Here is a 19784-nt window from a genome sequence, read left to right on the forward strand (position 1 = left end):
GTTCGCCCGGTCCTTTTGCATGCATGGGTCCATCTGTCGAGTGCGCATTTTGTTGGCTCCTCACGGCGCAGGCTTGAGGAGCCAACAAAATGCGCACTCGGCGCAGCGGCAATCCAATGTGGTTTTCGCGGTGGGAGAAGTAGCTCTGCGCAGAGTTCAAAAACCGCGTGATCTTGCGTCGGCATCCTTCTCGCCAGTGGCGAACAGCCCCGGAATCAACGGGCTGTCTGCGTAGCATCGTCGTGACGATCAACTGAGGAGTATCCATGTTCGAACGCTTCACCGACAGGGCCCGACGGGTCGTGGTGCTGGCCCAAGAAGAGGCCAGGATGCTCAACCACAACTACATCGGAACCGAGCACCTGCTGCTCGGGCTCATTCACGAGAATGAAGGTGTAGCCGCCAAAGCCCTGGACTCGCTGGGTATCACGCTCAATGCTGCCCGCGAGCAGGTTCAAGACATCATCGGACCGGGCCAGCAGGCCCCATCCGGTCACATTCCATTCACCCCGCGAGCCAAGAAGGTTCTGGAACTTTCCTTGCGGGAGGCGCTACAGCTGGGGCACAACTACATTGGCACCGAGCACATCCTGCTGGGCATCATTCGCGCCGGTGAAGGTGTTGCAGCTCAGGTGCTCACCAAACTGGGTACGGACCCCCAGAAGGTGCGCTCCACTGTCCTCGACCTCATTTCCGGGTACCAGGGTGGGGGCTCCGGGGAGGAGAAAGAAACCGCCGGTACCGGTGGCCGCTCGTCCGGTGAGGGCACCCCGGCGGGTTCGGCCGTGCTGGACCAGTTCGGGCGGAATCTGACAGCAGCGGCCCGCGAGGGTCAGCTGGACCCCGTGATTGGCCGCGCCCGGGAGATGGAGCGGGTCATGCAGGTACTGTCCCGCCGTACCAAGAACAACCCCGTTCTGATCGGTGAGCCCGGTGTGGGCAAGACCGCCGTGGTGGAGGGCTTGGCTCAGGCAATCGTGCGCGGAGATGTGCCCGAAACCTTGAAGGACAAGCACCTCTACACCTTGGATCTGGGCTCCCTGGTGGCTGGTTCGCGGTACCGCGGTGACTTTGAAGAGCGTCTGAAAAAGGTGCTCAAAGAAATCCGTACCCGCGGTGACATCATCTTGTTCATTGATGAGATTCACACGCTGGTGGGTGCCGGTGCTGCAGAGGGCGCCATTGACGCCGCATCCATTCTCAAGCCCATGCTGGCTCGGGGTGAACTGCAGACCATCGGTGCCACCACCTTGGATGAGTACCGCAAGCACATTGAGAAGGATGCCGCCCTGGAGCGGCGCTTCCAGCCCATTCAGGTGGATGAGCCCTCAGAGGCCCATGCCGTTGAAATTCTGAAGGGGCTGCGGGACAAGTACGAGGCCCACCACCGCGTTTCGATCTCGGATGATGCGTTGGAAGCTGCCGTGCATCAGGCTGCCCGCTACATCTCGGACCGGTTCCTGCCGGACAAGGCCATTGACTTGATTGACGAGGCCGGCGCGCGCCTGCGCATCAAGCGCATGACCGCACCGCCGGAGATCAAGGAACTGGATGACCAGATCGCCGGGGTCAAGAAGGCCAAGGAAGCGGCGATCGAAGGCCAGGATTACGAGAAGGCAGCGTCCCTGCGTGACCGCGAGCAGAAACTGCTGGCAGAACGTGACGAGAAGGACAAGGCATGGCGTGAGGGCGGTGACCAGGTTGCTGAGGTCACCCCAGACGTGATCGCTGATGTGCTCTCCGCTGCCACGGGTGTGCCGGTTTACAAGCTCTCTGATGAAGAGTCCGGGCGTCTGCTGCGCATGGAGGATGAGCTGCACAAGCGTGTGGTGGGTCAGAACGACGCCATCAAGGCACTGTCCCGCTCCATCCGCCGTACCCGTGCGGGGTTGAAGGACCCCAAGCGTCCGGGTGGTTCGTTCATCTTTGCCGGTCCCACCGGCGTTGGTAAGACCGAGCTTGCTAAGGCCCTGGCCGAGTTCTTGTTCGGTGATGAAGACGCCCTGATCACCTTGGACATGTCCGAATACCAGGAGAAGCACACGGTTTCCCGCCTGTTCGGTGCCCCTCCCGGGTACGTGGGCTTTGAGGAAGGTGGACAGCTCACCGAAAAGGTCCGCCGCAAGCCGTTCTCCGTGGTGCTCTTTGACGAGGTGGAGAAGGCCCACCAGGACCTTTTCAACTCCCTGTTGCAGATCCTTGAAGATGGTCGATTGACTGACTCTCAGGGCCGGGTGGTGGACTTCAAGAACACCGTGATCATCATGACCACCAACCTGGGTACCAAGGACATCTCACGTTCCGTGCCGGTCGGCTTCCAGGCCGGTCTGGATGCAGGTACCAATTACGAGCGCATGCAGGCCAAGGTGCAGGATGAACTCAAGGAGCACTTCCGCCCCGAGTTCCTGAACCGCGTGGATGAGATCATTGTGTTCCCGCAGCTCACCGAGGCGGAGATCGTGCAGATCGTTGATCTGTTCGTGGCCCGCCTGCAGGAGCGTCTGCGTGAGCAGGACATGTCCATTGTGGTGACGGATGCCGCCAAGAAGGCTTTGGCTTCCCGCGGCTATGACCCTGCAATGGGGGCTCGCCCGCTGCGCCGCACCATTCAGCGTGACATTGAAGATCACTTGTCGGAGAAGATTCTCTTCGGGGAGATTTCTTCCGGCGAGCAGGTGTTGGTGGACGTTGAGGGTGAAGGTGAGGACCAGAAATTCACCTTTGTGGGCACTCCCATGGCGGAGCTTCCGGACACGGATTTTGCCGACTCCGCGCAGGACGCCGATCAGGATTCGGATCTGGTCCCCGGTGAAGAGCCATCGGGTACGGATGTTCCCCACAGCGGGGAGCACGATTCCGCCTCCACGGGTCCGGGTGCCGGTCATGACGGACCTGGGACCGGGCAGGCAACAGCCTGAACGCAGTGGTGATTGCCGGTGACGTGTAGCCGGTGAGCCTGCGGTGCATCTGCTGAACCAGATATGCCGCTTCCACGTGAGAAGGGCCGCATCCACAGGGTGCGGCCCTTCTCCCATGTCTAAACTGACGCAATGACCTCCCACATCCGCCTGCGCCAGGCCACCACACGGGACGTGCCGGGCATCAAAGACTTGGTGACGCCGTTGGCCGCATCAGGTGTTTTGGTGATCAAGGAGACGGTGGCTTATTACGAGAGCATCCAGGAGTTCCTGGTGGCTGAAATGACCGACGACGACGGCACCACCCGCCTTGTGGGCTGCGGCGCTCTCCACGTGATGTGGGGGGATCTGGCGGAGATACGCACTCTGGCCACGGATTCCACGGTGCGTGGACGGGGGATCGGCGGGATGCTGGTCCGGCAGTTGCTGGAGCGGGCCCGTGCCCTGCGTGTGGACAGGGTGTTCTGCCTGACTTTTGAGGTCTCCTTCTTCCGTGGTCATGGGTTTGAGGTCATGCCGAATCAGGACCAGATTGACCCAGATGTTTTCGCCGAGCTCCTGCGTTCACAGGATGAAGGTGTTGCCGAGTACCTGGACCTGGCTCGGGTCAAACCGAACACCTTGGGCAACACCCGCATGATCCTCACTTTCTAACTGCCGAAAGTGTGATTTTTGCTGTTTTCAGGGGTCTGAAACGACCAAACTCACACGCTCGGCAGTTAGGGGAGGCGGATGCCGGATGCCGTGCGCAGAGCCAGGCCGTCAGCCACCAGACTGTCCACGGCGCGACGTCGTTGATCGGCTGGGGCGTGCAGAGCCAGGAGTTTCTCCAACGGTTTGACCGGGACCGTGGATTCCCAGCCGTCCATGCTGATTTCCTGGGCGACCGTGAGCCACGGTTCCGGAATGGCAACATCTGCAGTCCGCAGAACCGCCATCACGGCACCGCGCACCTGGCGGTCCGTGCCGTGCCAGGACTGGCCCTTGGGCGCCACCGCAGGGGGAGGCGACCCCGCCGCCAGCCAGGCGCAGTCGGCAGCCACGGGACATTCGGAACACTTGGGGGAGCGGGCGGTGCAGATCAAGGCGCCAAGTTCCATGACGGCTTGATTCCAGCGCACGGACAGTTCCTTGTCCTGGGGCATCAGCTGGTTGGCCAGCCGGGTTTCAGCCGCACTCAGAGACTTTCCCGGCAAGGCAACCCCGGTGATCAAGCGAGCCTGGACTCGGCGGATGTTGGTGTCGACCACGGTCTGGCGGTCGGCAAAAGCAAAGACGGCCACCGCCGCTGCCGTGTAGGTGCCGATACCGGGGAGAGCCAACAGCGCGGCGTGATCGTGTGGGACATGCCCTGCATGCCGGTCGACGATTGCTTGTGCCGCGGCCTGGAGTCGCAGTGCCCGGCGTGGATAACCCAGGCGGTCCCAGGCACGCAAGACATCCGCGGTGGGCGCTTGGGCAAGGTCAGCTGGCGTGGGCCAGCGGCGCAGCCAATCGAGCCAACGTGGCAACACCCGCACCACCGGGGTTTGTTGGAGCATGATCTCCGAGACCAGAACGCCCCAGGCCGAACAGTCCAGGGAACGCCACGGCAAATCCCGCTGAGCACTCTCAAACCACCGGGTGATGCCGTGATGCAACCGACTCAGCACCGCGGGGTCAACGGCGGCGGGGTTGTGCACGGTGGTCATCGGCACCACTGTAGCCTGGAGGCCATGGCACGGGACGACTCAGGCGGGCGCTCACAGGGCGGCCACGGACAGGATGCGTACGGGGACAGCAACTCCTGGGACTTTGACCTCCCCGATTTGGGCGACTCCACCCCTGTACGACGTCGCAGCGCGGGCAGTAACACCGCATCTCAGGGGAGGCAGGGGCAAGACTCATTTACGACGCCGGCAGGTCAGTCTCAGCGCGACGTCCCGGAGGATGCAGGGGCCGTAAGCCGTGATGATTACGCTGACCGCGACCACCACGGTGACTACTACGACTCAGGCGACGACTTCTACGACCATGCCGCCTCGGAAACGCCGCACCGTGGCGGCGCGTGGTCCGAGCCAGGCGCTGCTACCGGTGGTCGGGTGCATGGCCCGGAAGTTTATCGGCGTCGTCGGATGATTGCCCTCATCATTGCGGTGCTGCTGGTGGGGGCCCTGGGTTTTGGGCTGATGAGCCTGCTGGGTGGGGGCGATCAGGCCGAGCCTGAGCTGGTGGTCACTGCGCAACCCACCAATACTGATCCGTTTGCGGGTTTCACCGCCCGCCCGGAATCACAGGCCAGCGACGGCGCAACGGGCCCTGCCGCGCGGGCATGTGGCGACAAGTTGAAGGTCAGTGCCTCCACGGATCACGAAACCTACGATTCAGATGCCAAACCCATCCTGATCATGTCCCTGGAGAACACGGGGGATGATCCGTGCATGGTCAATGCCGGCACCGCGCGGATGAACTTTTCGGTAACCAGCGGTCCTGACAAGGTGTTCGACTCCGCGGCCTGTCAGATCGAAGGTCAGGATCGGCCCATTGAATTGAAGCCTGGCCAGACCGAAACTGCCAGGTTCGAGTGGGACAAGCGGCGTTCCGTGACGGATTGTGCCACTGAGGGTGCCGAGGTCAATCCGGGCAGCTATCGGTTGACGGTCGCTTTGGGCGAGACCCGAAGCGAAGGGGCCGAGTTCACCCTGGAGTAGGCCCAGCGCCACGCCAAGATGTCCCTCTGCTGTTCCCCGTGCGGGTTGGCAAACGGGGGGCCTGAAGTACCTGTCAGGCCGGGAAGAACAGGGCCAGTGCCTCCGCGATGGTGGTGACCTCCTTGACCCGGAACCCATCAGGAATGGTGCCCGGTCCCTGCGGGCTGGCCGGAACCACGGCGTGAGTGAAGCCCAAACGGGAGACTTCATGAATGCGGCGCCCAATGCCTGGCACTGGGCGGACTTCCCCGGCCAGTCCGACCTCACCAAAACACACCAGCCTCTGGGGTAAGGGTTTGTCCTGCGCGGCTGAGGCCAGGGCCAATGCAACGGCCAAATCGGCTGCCGGTTCTCCCAAGCGAACACCGCCCACCGTGGAGACGTAGGCGTCCATGTTGCCCAGGCTCAAGCCTGCTCGGCGCTGCAGAACCGCCAGGAGCATGGCCACCCGTGAAGAGTCCAGACCTGCAGTGGCTCTGCGGGGTTGGGCCGTTTGGGACTGATCCAACAACGCCTGGACCTCAGCCAGCAGGGGGCGGCGGCCCTCCATGGTCACGGTCAAACATGTCCCTGACACTGATTGAGCAGTCCGGGAAACGAATAGTCCGGACGGGTCATCCACGGAGCGGATACCCGATTCCTGGAGTTCAAAACACCCCACCTCATCCGTGGGGCCGTACCGATTCTTGACGGCACGGAGTAGTCGAATACTGGAGTGCTTGTCGCCTTCAAATTGGCAGACCACATCCACCAGGTGTTCCAGCAAACGGGGACCGGCAATGGCGCCTTCCTTGGTGACATGCCCCACCAAGAGCACCGTCATGCCGCGAGACTTGGCTGCTGCAATCAGTGATCCGGCTACTTCCCGCACCTGGGTGACCCCGCCGGCTGCGCCATCCACCTCTGCGCTGCTGAGCGTCTGCACGGAGTCCACCACCAAGACCTCCGGCGCCAGGGCTTCCACCTGGCCCAGGGCCGTGGCCAGATCGGTCTCCGCGGTCAGATACAGGGAGTCGGCCAAAGCTCCCACACGGTCAGCGCGCAGCTTGACCTGCGCGGCGGATTCCTCCCCGGTCACGTACAGCACCTTGCGCGCAGGCCTTGGTTGAACTCCACGTGCCACACGCGCGGCAGCATCCACCAGGAGCGTGGATTTACCAACACCGGGTTCACCAGCCAGCAGGATGACAGCCCCCGGTACCAGCCCGCCGCCCAGTACTCGATCCAGCTCTGATACGCCGGTGGGCACAAAGGCCGCCTGGGAGGCATCAACATCTGCAATGGGTTGCGCGGGGGTCTCCACCACCCGTGCCGGTGTGGTGCGCACTTTGGCAGCACCAACTTCCTCCACGGTTCCCCAGGACTGACACTCACCGCAGCGGCCAACCCATTTGGCGGTGGCCCACCCACATTCCGTGCAGCGGTAGCCCATCTTTGCTCGGTCAGCTGCGGTGGTGCGTTTACTCATGGCCTCAACCTACTGAACGGCTCAGACAACACAACGGCCTGGCAGCCGCAGCGGCCCGTGGCTGGGTGCCGAGCGGCGCCGTCGTTGTAGGGGTGTGGTTCAGAGACGATCCCAGTCGTCCAGGCGGGGCAGAAGAGCCAGTGCGTCCTCGTGATCCAGGCCCGTGGCTTCCAAGAGGTCAACCACCATGGGACGTAGCAGGAGGACCAACCCCTGGCCCTCAATGGTTTCCACGCCCATGGTGTCCGGGTGCATCTGACCGGCCACCACTTCCAACTGATTGCGGGCTTGGCGTAGGTAGGATTCGCGGGCTCCTGGCTGCGCCACGGCCAGACCGTTGCCCACGGTGGTCACCACATCCGCCATGGCTTCCAGGCTTTCCGCGATCGAGTCCACGGCGGCCGGCGCCAGGGTGATGTGGTTGATGATGCTGGCCACGCGCCGTGCCAGTACCCGGGTGTTGCGGGTGACCAGATCCAGGTAGCGGATGGCGCGAGCGATTTCATCCACCTCGGAGCGGTGGCGCCGGTGCAGCGGGGCCGCCATGGCGATCTCTTGCGAGGACTTTAGGGAGGTGGTCACCGCGTCCACAATGGGTTGAGTCTTGCGTGCCCGCACCAGGCAGTGCCACGCGGCCTGGGAGTCATCACGACGCACGGCATCCGCAGCTTCCCGCAGTACCTCGGAGAGTTCATTGGTGAGTTTGCGCAACTGTTCCCTGGGCTGACGGCGCGGGTCTGTTGGGATCAAATACACCAGGAGCAGCGCAAAGGCTCCACCGATCATGGCGTCGATCGACCGGGTCAGCATCCCGTCCACAGGTGGCGGCAGCATCACCACCAGCAGCGACTGCAGCGCCATTTGCGTGGTGAACAAAACACCACTGTCCAGGAATTGGGCCAGCAGGACGGAGAGCAGCATGACGACGGCGGCTTGCCAGATCCCGCGGCCAATCCAGTGGGTGACGAGCTCAGCAAAAACAATGCCCAGCGTGCAGCCGATGGCCACTTCCAGCACCCGGCGGTAACGGATGCCACCTTTGGAGAACCCCAAGGACACCGTTGCTGCGGTGGCCGCAAAAATCGGACCGTGGTGGCCCAGGACACGTTCGGCAAACACGAACGCCCCCACCGCGGCAATGGTCAACTGCAAGGCTTGCAGAATCCCAGTTCGCACCCGCACCAGGCCGTCCTGTGCGCGTTCCTTGGCCAGGTCGACGAAGCCACTGGTTGCTTGGGGAGAGGTGGCTTCACTCATGTGGCCATCTTAGGCGCGCTGTACCCACTGGTTTTTCGCGTGACACCATCGCGGGTCTGTAGGCGGCGGTGACAGGTCCGGGATGCTGCCGTGGTGCGCCTACCGTGTGATGGGGATCTCCCCGTTCCGGGCACTGTTCACCTTCCGTTCATTTACTGCGGAATTGCCGTCCACGTGGCGCCCCTACAGTCATTGACCGTGAGTGCCGGGAATGAACCCAACGGTTTGTCCAGCATCACTGAGCGCCGAACCTCAACGGCGCGGATCATCATCGAGCCCCGGACACATCAAGGGGCCCTGACCTGAAGTTGAAGGGGCAATTGTGAAGGTTTCCCTCATTGGCCGCACCACCGCAGTACTCGCTCTGGGCGCACTGACCTTGACCGCTTGTGGCGGCGGCAGCACCTTGACCGGCGCCGGTGCCTCCTCCCAGGAAGCAGCCATGACTGCCTGGACCAATGGCGCACAAGAGAACGCAGATGTTGAGGTCCGCTACTCCCCGGATGGCTCCGGCGCCGGCCGTGAAGCCTTCTTGGCTGGCGGTGCCGACTTTGCCGGCTCCGACGCCATCATGAGCGACGACGAGTACGAGTCCTCCAAGAGCATCTGCGGACCCGATGGCGCGTTCCACATTCCCGCCTACATCTCCCCGATTGCGCTGGCTTTCAACCTGCCGGGCGTTGACCACGTCAACATGGATGCCGAGACCATCGCCAAGGTGTTCAACGGTGAGATCACCACCTGGAACGATCCCGAGATCGCCCAGCAGAACGAAGGCACCGAGCTGCCCAGCACCAACATCACCGTGGTGCACCGTTCCGATGAATCCGGCACCACCGAGAACTTCACCGAGTACCTGCATGCAGTTGCCCCGGATGTGTGGACCGATGAGGCTTCCGAGTCCTGGCCCGTCTCCGGCCAGGAAAATGCACAGGGTACCTCCGGTGTGGTCTCCACCGTGAGCGGCACCGAAGGCGCCATCACTTATGCAGATGCCTCTGCTGTTGAAGAGGGCGGCGACCTTGGCACCGTTTCCGTGGGTGTTGGCGGCGAATACGTCGACCTCTCCGCTGAGGCTGCTGCCACGGCCGTTGAGGCCTCCACCGTGATCGAAGGCCGTTCCAGCGCCGAAATGGCCATGGAACTCCAGCGCGACACCCAAGAGTCTGGCGCCTACCCGATCGTTCTGGTCAGCTACCACATCTACTGCAACCAGTATCAGGACCAGGACACCGCTGACAACGCCAAGGCATTTGGCCTCTACGTGGTTTCCGAAGACGGCCAGAACGCTGCAGCCGATGCTGCAGGCTCCGCACCGCTCTCCGAGTCCCTGCGTACCCAGGCTGAAGAGTCCATCAACGGAATCTCAGTCGCTGAGTGATTCTGCTGGGATGGTTCGCCCAACAAGCGAGCTGTCCATCACACGGTCCGCCCGGCCCCGAGTTCTCCGTGATCGGGAACCGGGCGGACCGTGTGCTGTGACCGGGATGCACAAAGAACCTGGGGATTCTTTGCACAACATCCGAGCTGGTCACAACAGAACAAGACTTGACCCTCGATTCAAAGGGGCATGACACATGTCAACCAACCTCTCCGACTCGGAGAAGCGCACAGCACGGGAGTCTGAGGCTGAGAAGCCCCGCAACTCTCTGGCCGATGCGGCATCCGCCGGTGGTCGGGCCGGTGACAAGGTTTTCTCCGGCCTGAGCCTGACGGCAGGCATCGTGATTTTTGTGATGCTGGCCGCCGTCGCCATCTTCCTGACCTGGCAGGCATCACCTGTGCTGGACATCCCGGCATCCTCGGTATCCGGCGGTAACGGGTTCCTGAACTACGTCTACCCGTTGATCCTGGGCACGCTGATGGCTGCGATCATCGCGCTGCTGATTGCCACACCGGTTGGCATCCTGGTGGCCCTTTACATCTCGCACTACGCCCCGGCCAGGGTGGCCAAGCCAGTCGGTTATGTGATTGACCTACTGGCCGCCATCCCCTCCGTGGTTTACGGCGCCTGGGGCATGACTGTGCTTTCGCCGGCACTGGCTCCTTTTTACAACTGGCTTTCGGAGAACTTCGGCTTCATTCCGTTGTTCGCAGGCCCAGCCTCTGCCACCGGGCGAACCATGATGACGGCGGGCATTGTGCTCTCCATCATGATCTTGCCGATCATCACTTCCCTGTGCCGCGAAATCTTCATCCAGACCCCCCAGCTGCACGAGGAAGCCTCCTTGGCCCTGGGCGCCACCCGGTTTGAGATGATCCGCCAGGCCGTGCTTCCGTTTGCACGTACCGGCATCATTTCCTCCGTCATGCTGGCTCTGGGGCGTGCCCTGGGTGAAACCATGGCCGTGGCGCTGGTGCTCTCCACTGGCGGACTGCAGTGGTCGCTGATTCGTACCGGTAACAACACCATTGCCGCAGAGATTGCGCTGAACTACCCGGAGGCCTTCGGCAACCGCCTTGCGGAGCTGATTGCAGCCGGTCTGATGCTGTTCATCATCACCTTGATCGTGAACTTCATTGCGCGCGGCATCATTGCTCGCTACAAGGAATTCTCGGGGGCCAACTGATGTCGATCTCCACTCAATCCAAGTCCTCCACTCCCGTGAAGAAAAACTCCCTGACCTCCGGGCAGCGGCCCAAATGGTTGGTGCCCGTGGTGATGGTGGCCGCCGTCGTCGTCGGTGCGGCGCTGTCTGCGCTGATCGGGTTTGGCATTGCCACCTGGGCCATTTTCTCTGCCGTGGTGTTCCTGGTGGCCGCGCCCATCGCGGTGACCAGCATTGAAGGAAGCCGAAAGGGCAGTGATGCGGCTCTGACCTACGTGGTCTACGCCGCCTTCATTCTGGCCATCATTCCGCTGGTCTCCGTGATCTGGACTGTGCTGGCGCGCGGTGTACCCACCATCTCCATTGACTTCCTGACCACCACCATGGGTGGCATCACGGGAACCGTGGACCAGGCCGCCGCAACTGCCGGTGACCGACCCCCCGGAGGCGCCTTGCAGGCCATCCTGGGCACCGTGGCCATCACGTTCTGGGCCACCCTGTTTTCCGTGCCGATCGGCCTGCTGACCGCCATCTACCTGGTGGAATACTCCAATGACGGCTGGCTGGGCAAAGTGATCACCTTCCTGGTGGACGTGATGACCGGTGTGCCCTCAATCGTGGCGGGTCTGTTTGCCTCCGCGCTGTTCGGACTGATTCTTGGTCCCAACACCCGTATGGGCATCATCGGTGCCGTGGCGCTGACGGTGCTGATGATTCCCACGGTGGTCAAGGCCACCGAGGAAATGCTCAAGATCGTTCCCAATGAGCTGCGGGAAGCCTCCTACGCCCTGGGGGTGCGGAAGTGGCGCACCATTCTCAAGGTGGTGATCCCCACGTCCATCTCCGGCATCGCCTCCGGTGTGACCCTGGCGATCGCCCGTGTGATCGGCGAAACTGCACCGCTGCTGGTGACTGTTGGATACTTTGAGCGGGTGAACCTCAATGTCTTCAATGACTGGATGGCCACCCTGCCAACTTTCATCTACCAACAGCTCATGCGGCCCGTGGCGCCCACCGCTCCGGACCCCTCAACCGACCGCGCGTGGGGTGCAGCACTGATCCTGATTGTGTTCGTGATGCTGCTGAACCTGCTGGCACGTTTGATCGCCAAGGCGTTTGCACCCAAGACCGGCCGCTGACCCGGCCCAAGAAGACTAGAGAGAAGCTGAGGATCCATGTCGAAAAGAATCGACGTAGAGGGCCTGAACGTGTACTACGGCGACTTCCTGGCCGTTGAGGACGTCAACATCAACATCGAGTCCCGCTCGGTGACAGCATTCATTGGCCCTTCAGGCTGCGGCAAGTCCACCTTCCTGCGGACCTTGAACCGGATGCACGAGGTCATTCCGGGCGCCTACGCCAAGGGCAAAGTCATGCTGGATGGTGAGGATCTGTACGGCAAGGGTGTTGACCCCGTGACCGTGCGTTCCATGGTGGGCATGGTCTTCCAGCGCCCCAACCCGTTCCCCACCATGTCCATCCGGGACAACGTGTTGGCCGGTGTGAAGCTGAACAACAAGAAGATCTCCCGTTCGGCTGCGGAAGAGCTGGTGGAGTCCTCCCTGAAGGGCGCCAACCTGTGGAATGAGGTCAAGGACCGTCTGGACAAGCCCGGTTCCGGTCTTTCCGGTGGTCAGCAGCAGCGCCTGTGCATTGCCCGCACCATGGCCGTCAAGCCTGATGTGGTGCTGATGGATGAGCCCTGTTCCGCGCTGGACCCCATCTCCACCATTGCCATTGAGGACTTGATCCACGAACTCAAAGAGCAGTTCACCGTGGTGATCGTGACCCACAACATGCAGCAGGCACAGCGGGTGGCGGACAAGACCGCGTTCTTCAACATTGAGGGAACCGGCAAGCCCGGCAAGTTGGTGGAGTACGACGACACCGCCACGATCTTCCAGAACCCCAAGCAGAAGGCCACAGAGGACTACGTCTCCGGCCGCTTCGGCTGATCCTTGGCGTTCTGCTGAACGTGCCCGGGCGGAGGTAATCCACCCGGGTACGTCCTAGTTTGTGGGGCCGGCACCTTTGGGCGCGCCAAATGCGTTTTCCGGGCCTCCAAAACGCATTTGCCGTGCTCAAGTTGGTCAGCGTGCCAAGAGTGCGCGGGTGACGTCTGTCACCAAACCTTCACGACGACGCCGCTGGCGGATGTCTGCTGACACTGCCAGGTGGATGTCCCATCCCATGCGCTTGAACCGCGTGAGACGGTGGAGCTCATCTCCGTAAGTCTGACGGTCCTGGTAGTGAATGGCCCCGTTGTACTCCACCCCCACTTTTTGTTCTTCCCATCCCAGGTCCAGATATGCCTTGGAGCCATCTGGAAAGACAACCAGTAGGTTCGGCGTGGGCGGTGGAAGACCGGCCGCAATGAAGAGCAGACGCAACAGGGTCTCCATGGGGGACCACACATTGGCCGCACTGCGGTCGAGTGCGCGTTGCAGCAAAGAAGCACCACGCGTGTATGGCGGTAGCGCATCCAAGAGGTGCTGCAAGTCGGCGGGTGTGATCGGCCAGCGAGGATCCGGGTAGGCCAGACCGGTTGCAAGAATGTGGTCCACGGCAGCCACGGCCTTCCATCCCGGTAGCAGGGGCTGAACGGCCAAAAGAGTTTCCAGCGCGCCGGTGATCCGGCAGCCCCACAGTGCGGTGTCCTTGGGTAGTCCCAGGCCACGACGCATGAGCAGGTCAGTCCGTCCCTGGTACCGGCGGCCAGAGTCAAAAGACAGCTGTGGGCGGTCATGGATGTACGGCAGCAGGACGGTCTCCTCCAAGGCCGCGTGTGACCACGCCATCCCATTCATCAGCGGAATGCCCCACAGCTTTGCCGCGCTGACCCCTGCGACCGCTGTTTCGGACCCAAAATGAGGTTGAACCAGGGCTGCGATCTCAGGAGAAGACAGCAGTTCCTTCCGCACGTCCGCTCCCAGAGGTTCGGGAAACCGCGCCCAGAGTGAGTGAATCAGGTGAAACATGTGCGGGTCGTGTTCCAACTGCCTGGTGCTTCGGCCCCATTCGGAGGGGGTGCGCACTTGCGGCGGAGGAAAACGGGCGCGGTATCGGGCACGAGTCATGTTCCGAGGCTAGGTTTCAGGAAGGGCCTGGTCGGCGTTGTCCACAGGAAGAATTCCCCTGGGGAGCGCTGAAACAGCCTGTGGAGCCACAATGCCCGGGGCAGGTGGGAGGCTCGGCCACGTGCCGCACTCTTTGGACGTGGCAAATGCGTTTGAGGGGCCTCAAAAACGCATTCGCCACGTCGAAAGTTCCAGGGGTGAGCGCGGGGTGAGTGCGGGGGCCGCTGGATCAGGAGCTCAGGAGTGGGGAAATGGCCAGTGCCAGAGTTCCTGCCAGCACAGCACCCACCGGCGCGGTCAAAATCCAGCACATGAGGACCTTGCCGACCACGCGGTGATTGGTGGAACGGTATTTCTGATTGGTACCGGCTCCCATGACCGCAGCGGCGGTGGTCTGCGACGTCGAAAGGCTGACTCCGCTGGTGATCCCGCCGGTGAAGAGCAACAATCCGGAGACACCCTGAGCAATCCCGCCACGTAAGGCATCCGTGCTGACCATCTTGGAGGAAATGGTGTGGGCAATGCGCCATGCCCCAAAGAGGCTGCCCATGCCAAAGGCCAGGGCGGTCACCACCACGGCCCACACCAGCACCTGATCCGCGGAGCCTACGGTGAAGCCTCCAATGGCCGGGATGGTGATGAGCAGCAGCAGCACCCGCTGTCCGTGGAACAGGCCGTGACCCACATTGGTTCCCGTGGAGCCGACCACCATGGCCACACGAGCCAGTAGTCGTACCTGATTGGCCTCCACGTGACGCAGCCCGCGGACGGCGGGAATCACCAAGAGCCAGGCAATTCCAAAGGCCAGCACTGGACCCACTATCACCGGCACCACCAGGTGCCAGAAGGTGCCCATTTCCAGGGGCAGTTGCGCTGTGAGACCCACCCACCCCAGGGCCACGGAGGCTCCCAACACGGCTCCCATGAAGGCTGAGGTTGAGGAGGAAGGCAGGCCCCACCACCAAGTCAGCAGGTCCCATCCGATGGTGGTCAGCAAAGCGCAGATGATGACGCCCAGTGCCGGAGCAGGGTCGATCAGGTCCAGCACAAAAAGATCGAGCTGCGCCATGGGCAGCATGATCGCGGCGGCCACCACCCCCAGTATGTTCAGCCCGGCAGCAAACAGTAAGGCTGCTCGCGGCGTCAGCGCACGGTGACGGACCGGGATGGCTGTTGCGTTGGGCACGTCATGAAAGGAGTTCACCAGGGCATAACCCACGGTGAGGATCAAAGCCAGGACAACCAGGACCAGGGTCACGGATCAGGTCTCCGCCACCACAATGCGGCCAACTTCAGTGGCCAGCTGGCTCAGCGCTCGCGTGCAGTTGTGTAAGTGTTCCACCAGAATGGTGCGTTTGAGTGCCACAGCAGGTTTGTACTTGTCCAGCAGGTCCAGGCGGTGCAGTTCAAAGGTGCGGTCAGCCTGTTTCCGCAGGCGGTACATGTCGAACCAGTACTCGTCCAAGCCCTCCAGATCGGAGAGATTGTGCATTGCCCGCACGCTCAAGTTGGCCATTCTTCCAATGGTGTTGAGCTGTTCGGTGGTGTGTTTGGACTGCCTGCGCATGGCCGGTTCAGCCATGGCCTCCGCGGCCAACAGGAGTGATTCGCAGGCTCGGGCCAGCCACCCGCTGAGGATGTAGACGTCCGAGCGGGGGAGCGGCAGCACGTAGGAGGACCGTGACGTGGTCATCGCGGAGAAATAGAGGTCGGCCGTGCGCGCATCCAGGCTGCGAGCTTCTTCAAGGGACTGCGCCACGTGGTCGTCGTCGCTGCCAAGCAGCTCTGAGCAGCACCGTGCGGATTCGTTGACTTGCCCGGCCATCTCCGCAAGAAGATCAAGGATGCGATCATCCTCCGGGAAGATCCGCAGCGGCATGGGGTCTTTCACCTTCACTTCTCGGGCGCGGTCAGGCGTGCGCAGTGGCACTGAACGGCCAGGGAAACCGCGTTGATTTCGCTGGCAAGGGCACCTTACCGGGTGAAAGTGAACTGGCTGACCGGTTCCTGAGAAGAGGGTCATCATGCCAGGTCACGGAAGGTTTGGTCGATGAGCCGAAGAATTGGGGTGCCGGACCGGGAGCGCCTCTCGGCGTAAGGCCGCTCGAGGCGGCTAAATGATGGAGCCCGGGGCTACCTGCGGCCCGACACCTGAATACATCCTACGAGCTCTCACCCCTCCTCGGTCAAACGCCTCCCTCCCATGATCACGCTGAGTGAACGCGGGTTCGGTGTGGTGCTGCTCACCGCCAACGACGACGACGCCGCTCCCGTCTCGCTCAGTCCAACCGACTCCGCTCAGTCCAATGCTCCGGCTCGCCACGCCCTGGCTGCAGCCTCCAGGTCATCCGCGGTGCGTTCGAGCTTGCGGGCTCCGCGAACAGCGTCAAGGCCCTCGTGATCCTCCAGGCGAATGCGTCCCAGGGCGGTCACTCGGCAGAAGGCAGCAAAGCGTTCCAGGGCAACATCGAACTCACCGGTCCAAGCCCCGTTGAGCACGGTGTTGGCCATGGTGCGGATTTCTTCCGGGCCTGGCGGATCGGCGACGCCGGCCACCACGTCTGCCACCTGCGCCGTCGGACGTCCGGCAGTGAACCAGCGGCTGAGTCGAACGGGGTCCGCCTGAATGGATGAGCGCAAGGCGTAGAGCCTCCACAGGGCACCGGGCAGGCTGACCGGGGGAGCGTCCGACCACAGGGCTGCCAATCCATCCAAGCCTTCGGTGTCCGTGAATTCCACCAGGCGTTGGCGGATTTCAGGGTCCTCCACGGATCGTCCCCTGTGGAGCACCGCCGCTGCCGTCACATGAGCAGCCTCGGTCAGGACGGCAGGATCCATCCCGCCCTCTCGCTGGTCAAAGACCTCTGCGGGACGCTTGACGGGTTTGTGGAACTCTCGATTGTCACCCATGTTTCCAGCGTACGCCGGGTCCCAGGTGAGCCGTCGTCGCACATTTGTCGCTGAGGCTCCTTGCATGGCTGACCACATGTAAGACTTTCGCAGATCGACTTGACGGCGTGAGCCTTACAGCGGGCGGTCTCGATGAAGCAGGTGATCAGCGGTGGCGAGGGTAAAGCTCCGCTGCGAACAGAGCTGTTGTTGCTATGAGGGCAGAAACATTCCTGCGCAACCGGGCGTTGTCTGCTTTGAGATTCTTAATCTCCTCATGTTCAGCCAAGGCTGCTCTCGGCTGAACCTCAGCATTGATGCTGGCCTCCGCGGCCCATCGGCGCAAGGTCTCTGCACTGATGCCCTCTTGGCGACTCACTGCCTTGTACGCAGCGGTAAATGACGGGTGCTGACCAAGCTGTTCACACAGCAGCCGTAACGTGCGCGCTTTGATTGCAGGATTGATGGTCAAGCGTTCCCTGCGCTTGCGGGGCTCTGTTGGCGTCGCTGTCCCTTTTCCCGGCTGTGCAGTGCGGTGACGGTCGCCTCCGACTTGGAGCTAGCGGCCGAGGTGCGAATCTGAATCCGGGGCTTGTTCTCGTGTTTAGCTGTCGGAGTGGTGCTCAGGTGACATGCGGCAATGTTTGCGGGTCATGATTGTCTGACTCATGACAAGGGCTGGGCACGGTGGTTTGGTGTCCATCTATGCAGATGGCGTGCCCCAAGGCATGGGCGAGATCTACCGTAAAATTTTTTGTGACCATTCCAAGAGGCGCCCTTGAACCTGCGTCCACTGCTGGACGCTGGCCCCGTATATTTTTACTTCCTCGGGCTCGATGCGCATCACGCGCTGAAGTTGTTGGGCAAACAGTGTGCGGTCAAACCCGGGGTCACGTTCCTCGGACAGGCACAGCAGTTGCTCATCTGAGAACCGGCCAGAGGAACGGATGACATCGACGTCGAGAAAATCACGAGCAGCCCCACGACCGTAGAGCGCTGAGATCTTGTTGGACACCGCGTCCTCGAGATCCAGGACGGGCCCTACCTCCTAGATGCGTAGGTTCTTTGGCCCGCCAATCAACCGCAAGATCAACTTCAATCCACAGGCCATCGCTGGAGCCCACAAGGAACCGCACGTACATCGGGGCTCTGAATCGCATGACAACGTCGAACCCAGCTGAGCGCCAGGCGGACTCCACCTGAGCAGCAGCTTCATCGAACGCGGGGGCGTCGAGGTTAGGGGTGAATAGGTCGACGTCTTGGGTCGGTCGATCAATCACCCCGTGCTCACGCATGGCCCCCGAACCGGCCAAAGCAAAACCTGACTCGCCGACCGCTTTGAGTGCAATCTGGGCAACTGCGTGCTGTCGATCCCGCAATTCCACGCTCAGCCTGCTTTCAGCTCCGGGAAACGCTGTTCCCAGAGCGTCTGAGCTCGTCGCGGTAGGACAAGCGTTGGCCATACCTGAACCAGGCGCTGCAGGTTCACCATCTTGCAGACTTCATCCAGGGCTCCCTCGGAGAGCACTGCCGTGTACACCTGCTTGGCTCCGATATGTGTACCAACGTCGAAGCTTCGTTCCCCCGGGGCCCAATAGACCCACAGTGGCAATGTGATGATCCCGGAGCTGGGTCCCTGCAGGGCCGCCAACGATCCAGGGACGGCGTAGGGTTTGACATCCCCAAAGTACGTACGCCGCTGTGCCATTGTGAATCCTCCGCCTTGTCTCAGGCCCATCATAGGCAGCCCGGCCAGCGCATGGCTTCACTGCGTTTCAGGTGGTGCGGAGCTAATACGGGAGGCGGCCCTGAATCCCACCGCACAAAGGCCTATTGGAAACTGGGGAAGGCTGCCCCCAGGATGCATCGGGCTTCAGAGAAGAGGTGGGCCCTGCGGGGCTCGAACCCGCGACCCATGGATTAAAAGTCCACTGCTCTACCAACTGAGCTAAAGGCCCCCAGCCGTCCATGGCTGCTTGGAAGCAGTCCATTGACGACGGCGACCATCCTAGCCCAGCTTCGCTGTTTGATACGAACCGGCGAGTACCGTCGGTCTCGTGTTCACCCCACTTGCCTCCGTAGCCCCAACAACGGGCGCACCCCTGGCCATCCCGACGTCGAACATTCTCATTGCTGGACACACACCGTTGGAGCTCATGTGGTTCATTGCGGGGCTGGCGGTGATCACGGCCCTTGCCGTCGCCATTCAGTACAGCCACGGCATGCGTCTGGGAGTTCAGATCTGCACCGGGATCTTGCGAGCGGCCCTGCAGCTGAGCATCATCGCCGTCCTGCTGCGCGGAATTTTGAGCATGCCGTGGACCGTGGTGTTCTTCATCGCGCTGATGCTCACCACGGCATCCTTGACCTCGATCAGCCGCCTCAGAGGTATGCCGTACGCCAGAAAAGCAGTGTTGATCGGTGTTCTGACTGGAGGTGTCACAGGGACTTCAGCGGTCTTTGCCTTGCACCTGGTGAGCTGGAACGCTCAGAACCTGATCGCCGTCGCCGGCATTCTGATCGGTAACGCCATGACCGCAGCCACTCTGTCCGGCAGAGCTTTCAGGGAGGCTGCCGTTGCCCACAGGGCAGAGGTGGAAGCGTGGTTTTCCCTTGGCGCGGTTCCCGGAGTCGCTTACCGGGACATTGCGCAACGGGCTGCGCGCAACGCCGTCGTACCCAGCGTGGATCAGACCAGGGCCACGGGCCTGGTCACTCTGCCGGGTGCTTTTGTGGGGGCGCTGTTCGGCGGCGCTTCCCCGGTTGAGGCCGCCATGTTCCAATTGGTGGTGTTGGCGGGAATCCTGCTGGTGCAGGCAGTCTGCACTGTCACAGTCACTCGGACACTGGCCCGCAATCCGCAGCTGATTGACGACGTCGGACACTGACTCACCCCAGCTTCCTCCCAACCCCATAAGGCAGTACACGGCAGAACC

General features: G+C 62.1%; 18 protein-coding genes and 1 tRNA gene. 8 read left to right on the top strand and 11 right to left on the bottom strand.

The features are described from left to right. Positions 1–266: 266 nt before the first annotated feature. Positions 267–2918 carry an ATP-dependent Clp protease ATP-binding subunit gene (locus Q4G32_RS04065; RefSeq protein ID WP_303349385.1) on the top strand — a complete coding sequence of 884 codons (2652 nt, stop codon included), beginning with the start codon at positions 267–269 and terminating at the stop codon, positions 2916–2918. A gap of 132 nt (positions 2919–3050) precedes the next feature. Continuing rightward, the gene (locus tag Q4G32_RS04070) at positions 3051–3572 is read left to right on the top strand and encodes an amino-acid N-acetyltransferase (RefSeq protein WP_303349386.1); all 522 of its coding nucleotides are present in this window, start codon (positions 3051–3053) and stop codon (positions 3570–3572) included. A gap of 65 nt (positions 3573–3637) precedes the next feature. Here the strand turns inward: Q4G32_RS04070 and Q4G32_RS04075 are convergent, their stop codons facing one another. Then, positions 3638–4609: an A/G-specific adenine glycosylase gene (locus Q4G32_RS04075; protein WP_303349387.1), complete on the bottom strand. Its 972-nt coding sequence runs from the start codon at positions 4607–4609 to the stop codon at positions 3638–3640. Between the two features lie 24 nt (positions 4610–4633). Here Q4G32_RS04075 and Q4G32_RS04080 point away from each other — a divergent pair, with 24 nt between their 5' ends. Beyond that, positions 4634–5608, top strand: coding sequence for a hypothetical protein (locus Q4G32_RS04080; protein ID WP_303349388.1), 975 nt, complete (start codon positions 4634–4636; stop codon positions 5606–5608). 73 nt (positions 5609–5681) lie between these two features. On the opposite strand, the gene radA is transcribed toward Q4G32_RS04080, so the two are convergent. Both radA and Q4G32_RS04090 read right to left on the bottom strand, forming a co-directional pair. Beyond that, a complete protein-coding gene (radA, locus tag Q4G32_RS04085; protein WP_303349389.1) occupies positions 5682–7076 on the bottom strand; it encodes a DNA repair protein RadA in 1395 nt (464 codons plus the stop codon). Positions 7077–7175: 99 nt separating this feature from the next. Continuing rightward, a complete protein-coding gene (locus Q4G32_RS04090; RefSeq protein WP_303349390.1) occupies positions 7176–8333 on the bottom strand; it encodes an FUSC family protein in 1158 nt (385 codons plus the stop codon). Positions 8334–8655: 322 nt separating this feature from the next. Between Q4G32_RS04090 and pstS the strand changes: the two genes are divergently transcribed. From pstS to pstB, 4 genes are all read left to right on the top strand, one after another. Further along, a complete protein-coding gene (gene pstS, locus Q4G32_RS04095) occupies positions 8656–9714 on the top strand; it encodes a phosphate ABC transporter substrate-binding protein PstS (RefSeq protein ID WP_303349391.1) in 1059 nt (352 codons plus the stop codon). 196 nt (positions 9715–9910) lie between these two features. Continuing rightward, positions 9911–10903 carry a phosphate ABC transporter permease subunit PstC gene (pstC, locus tag Q4G32_RS04100; protein WP_303349392.1) on the top strand — a complete coding sequence of 331 codons (993 nt, stop codon included), beginning with the start codon at positions 9911–9913 and terminating at the stop codon, positions 10901–10903. After that, entirely contained in the window at positions 10903–12021 is a 1119-nt protein-coding gene (gene pstA, locus Q4G32_RS04105) for a phosphate ABC transporter permease PstA (protein ID WP_303349393.1), read from the top strand. The genes pstC and pstA overlap by 1 nt, the downstream gene beginning before the upstream one ends. Before the next feature lie 36 nt (positions 12022–12057). Then, positions 12058–12837 carry a phosphate ABC transporter ATP-binding protein PstB gene (pstB, locus tag Q4G32_RS04110; protein ID WP_303349394.1) on the top strand — a complete coding sequence of 260 codons (780 nt, stop codon included), beginning with the start codon at positions 12058–12060 and terminating at the stop codon, positions 12835–12837. A gap of 135 nt (positions 12838–12972) precedes the next feature. Here the strand turns inward: pstB and Q4G32_RS04115 are convergent, their stop codons facing one another. From Q4G32_RS04115 to Q4G32_RS04150, 8 genes are all read right to left on the bottom strand, one after another. After that, a complete protein-coding gene (locus Q4G32_RS04115) occupies positions 12973–13959 on the bottom strand; it encodes a hypothetical protein (protein WP_303349395.1) in 987 nt (328 codons plus the stop codon). A 229-nt stretch (positions 13960–14188) separates the two neighbouring features. Beyond that, positions 14189–15217, bottom strand: coding sequence for an inorganic phosphate transporter (locus Q4G32_RS04120; protein ID WP_303349396.1), 1029 nt, complete (start codon positions 15215–15217; stop codon positions 14189–14191). 3 nt (positions 15218–15220) lie between these two features. Next, a complete protein-coding gene (locus Q4G32_RS04125) occupies positions 15221–15838 on the bottom strand; it encodes a hypothetical protein (protein ID WP_303349397.1) in 618 nt (205 codons plus the stop codon). Between the two features lie 419 nt (positions 15839–16257). After that, a complete protein-coding gene (locus tag Q4G32_RS04130) occupies positions 16258–16869 on the bottom strand; it encodes a hypothetical protein (RefSeq protein ID WP_303349398.1) in 612 nt (203 codons plus the stop codon). A 145-nt stretch (positions 16870–17014) separates the two neighbouring features. Next, entirely contained in the window at positions 17015–17320 is a 306-nt protein-coding gene (locus Q4G32_RS04135; protein WP_303349399.1) for a transposase, read from the bottom strand. A gap of 267 nt (positions 17321–17587) precedes the next feature. Beyond that, positions 17588–17863 (bottom strand): hypothetical protein, encoded by a 276-nt coding sequence (locus Q4G32_RS04140; RefSeq protein ID WP_303349400.1) that lies wholly within the window; start codon positions 17861–17863, stop codon positions 17588–17590. 372 nt (positions 17864–18235) lie between these two features. Then, the gene (locus Q4G32_RS04145; RefSeq protein ID WP_303349401.1) at positions 18236–18556 is read right to left on the bottom strand and encodes a transcriptional regulator; all 321 of its coding nucleotides are present in this window, start codon (positions 18554–18556) and stop codon (positions 18236–18238) included. A gap of 177 nt (positions 18557–18733) precedes the next feature. Beyond that, positions 18734–18806 (bottom strand) — tRNA-Lys (locus tag Q4G32_RS04150). A 99-nt stretch (positions 18807–18905) separates the two neighbouring features. Here Q4G32_RS04150 and Q4G32_RS04155 point away from each other — a divergent pair. Beyond that, positions 18906–19736 carry an ABC transporter permease gene (locus Q4G32_RS04155; protein ID WP_303349402.1) on the top strand — a complete coding sequence of 277 codons (831 nt, stop codon included), beginning with the start codon at positions 18906–18908 and terminating at the stop codon, positions 19734–19736. The last annotated feature ends 48 nt before the right edge of the window (positions 19737–19784 follow it).

The organism is Kocuria sp., from assembly GCF_030538595.1.
Lineage (GTDB): Bacteria > Actinomycetota > Actinomycetes > Actinomycetales > Micrococcaceae > Kocuria.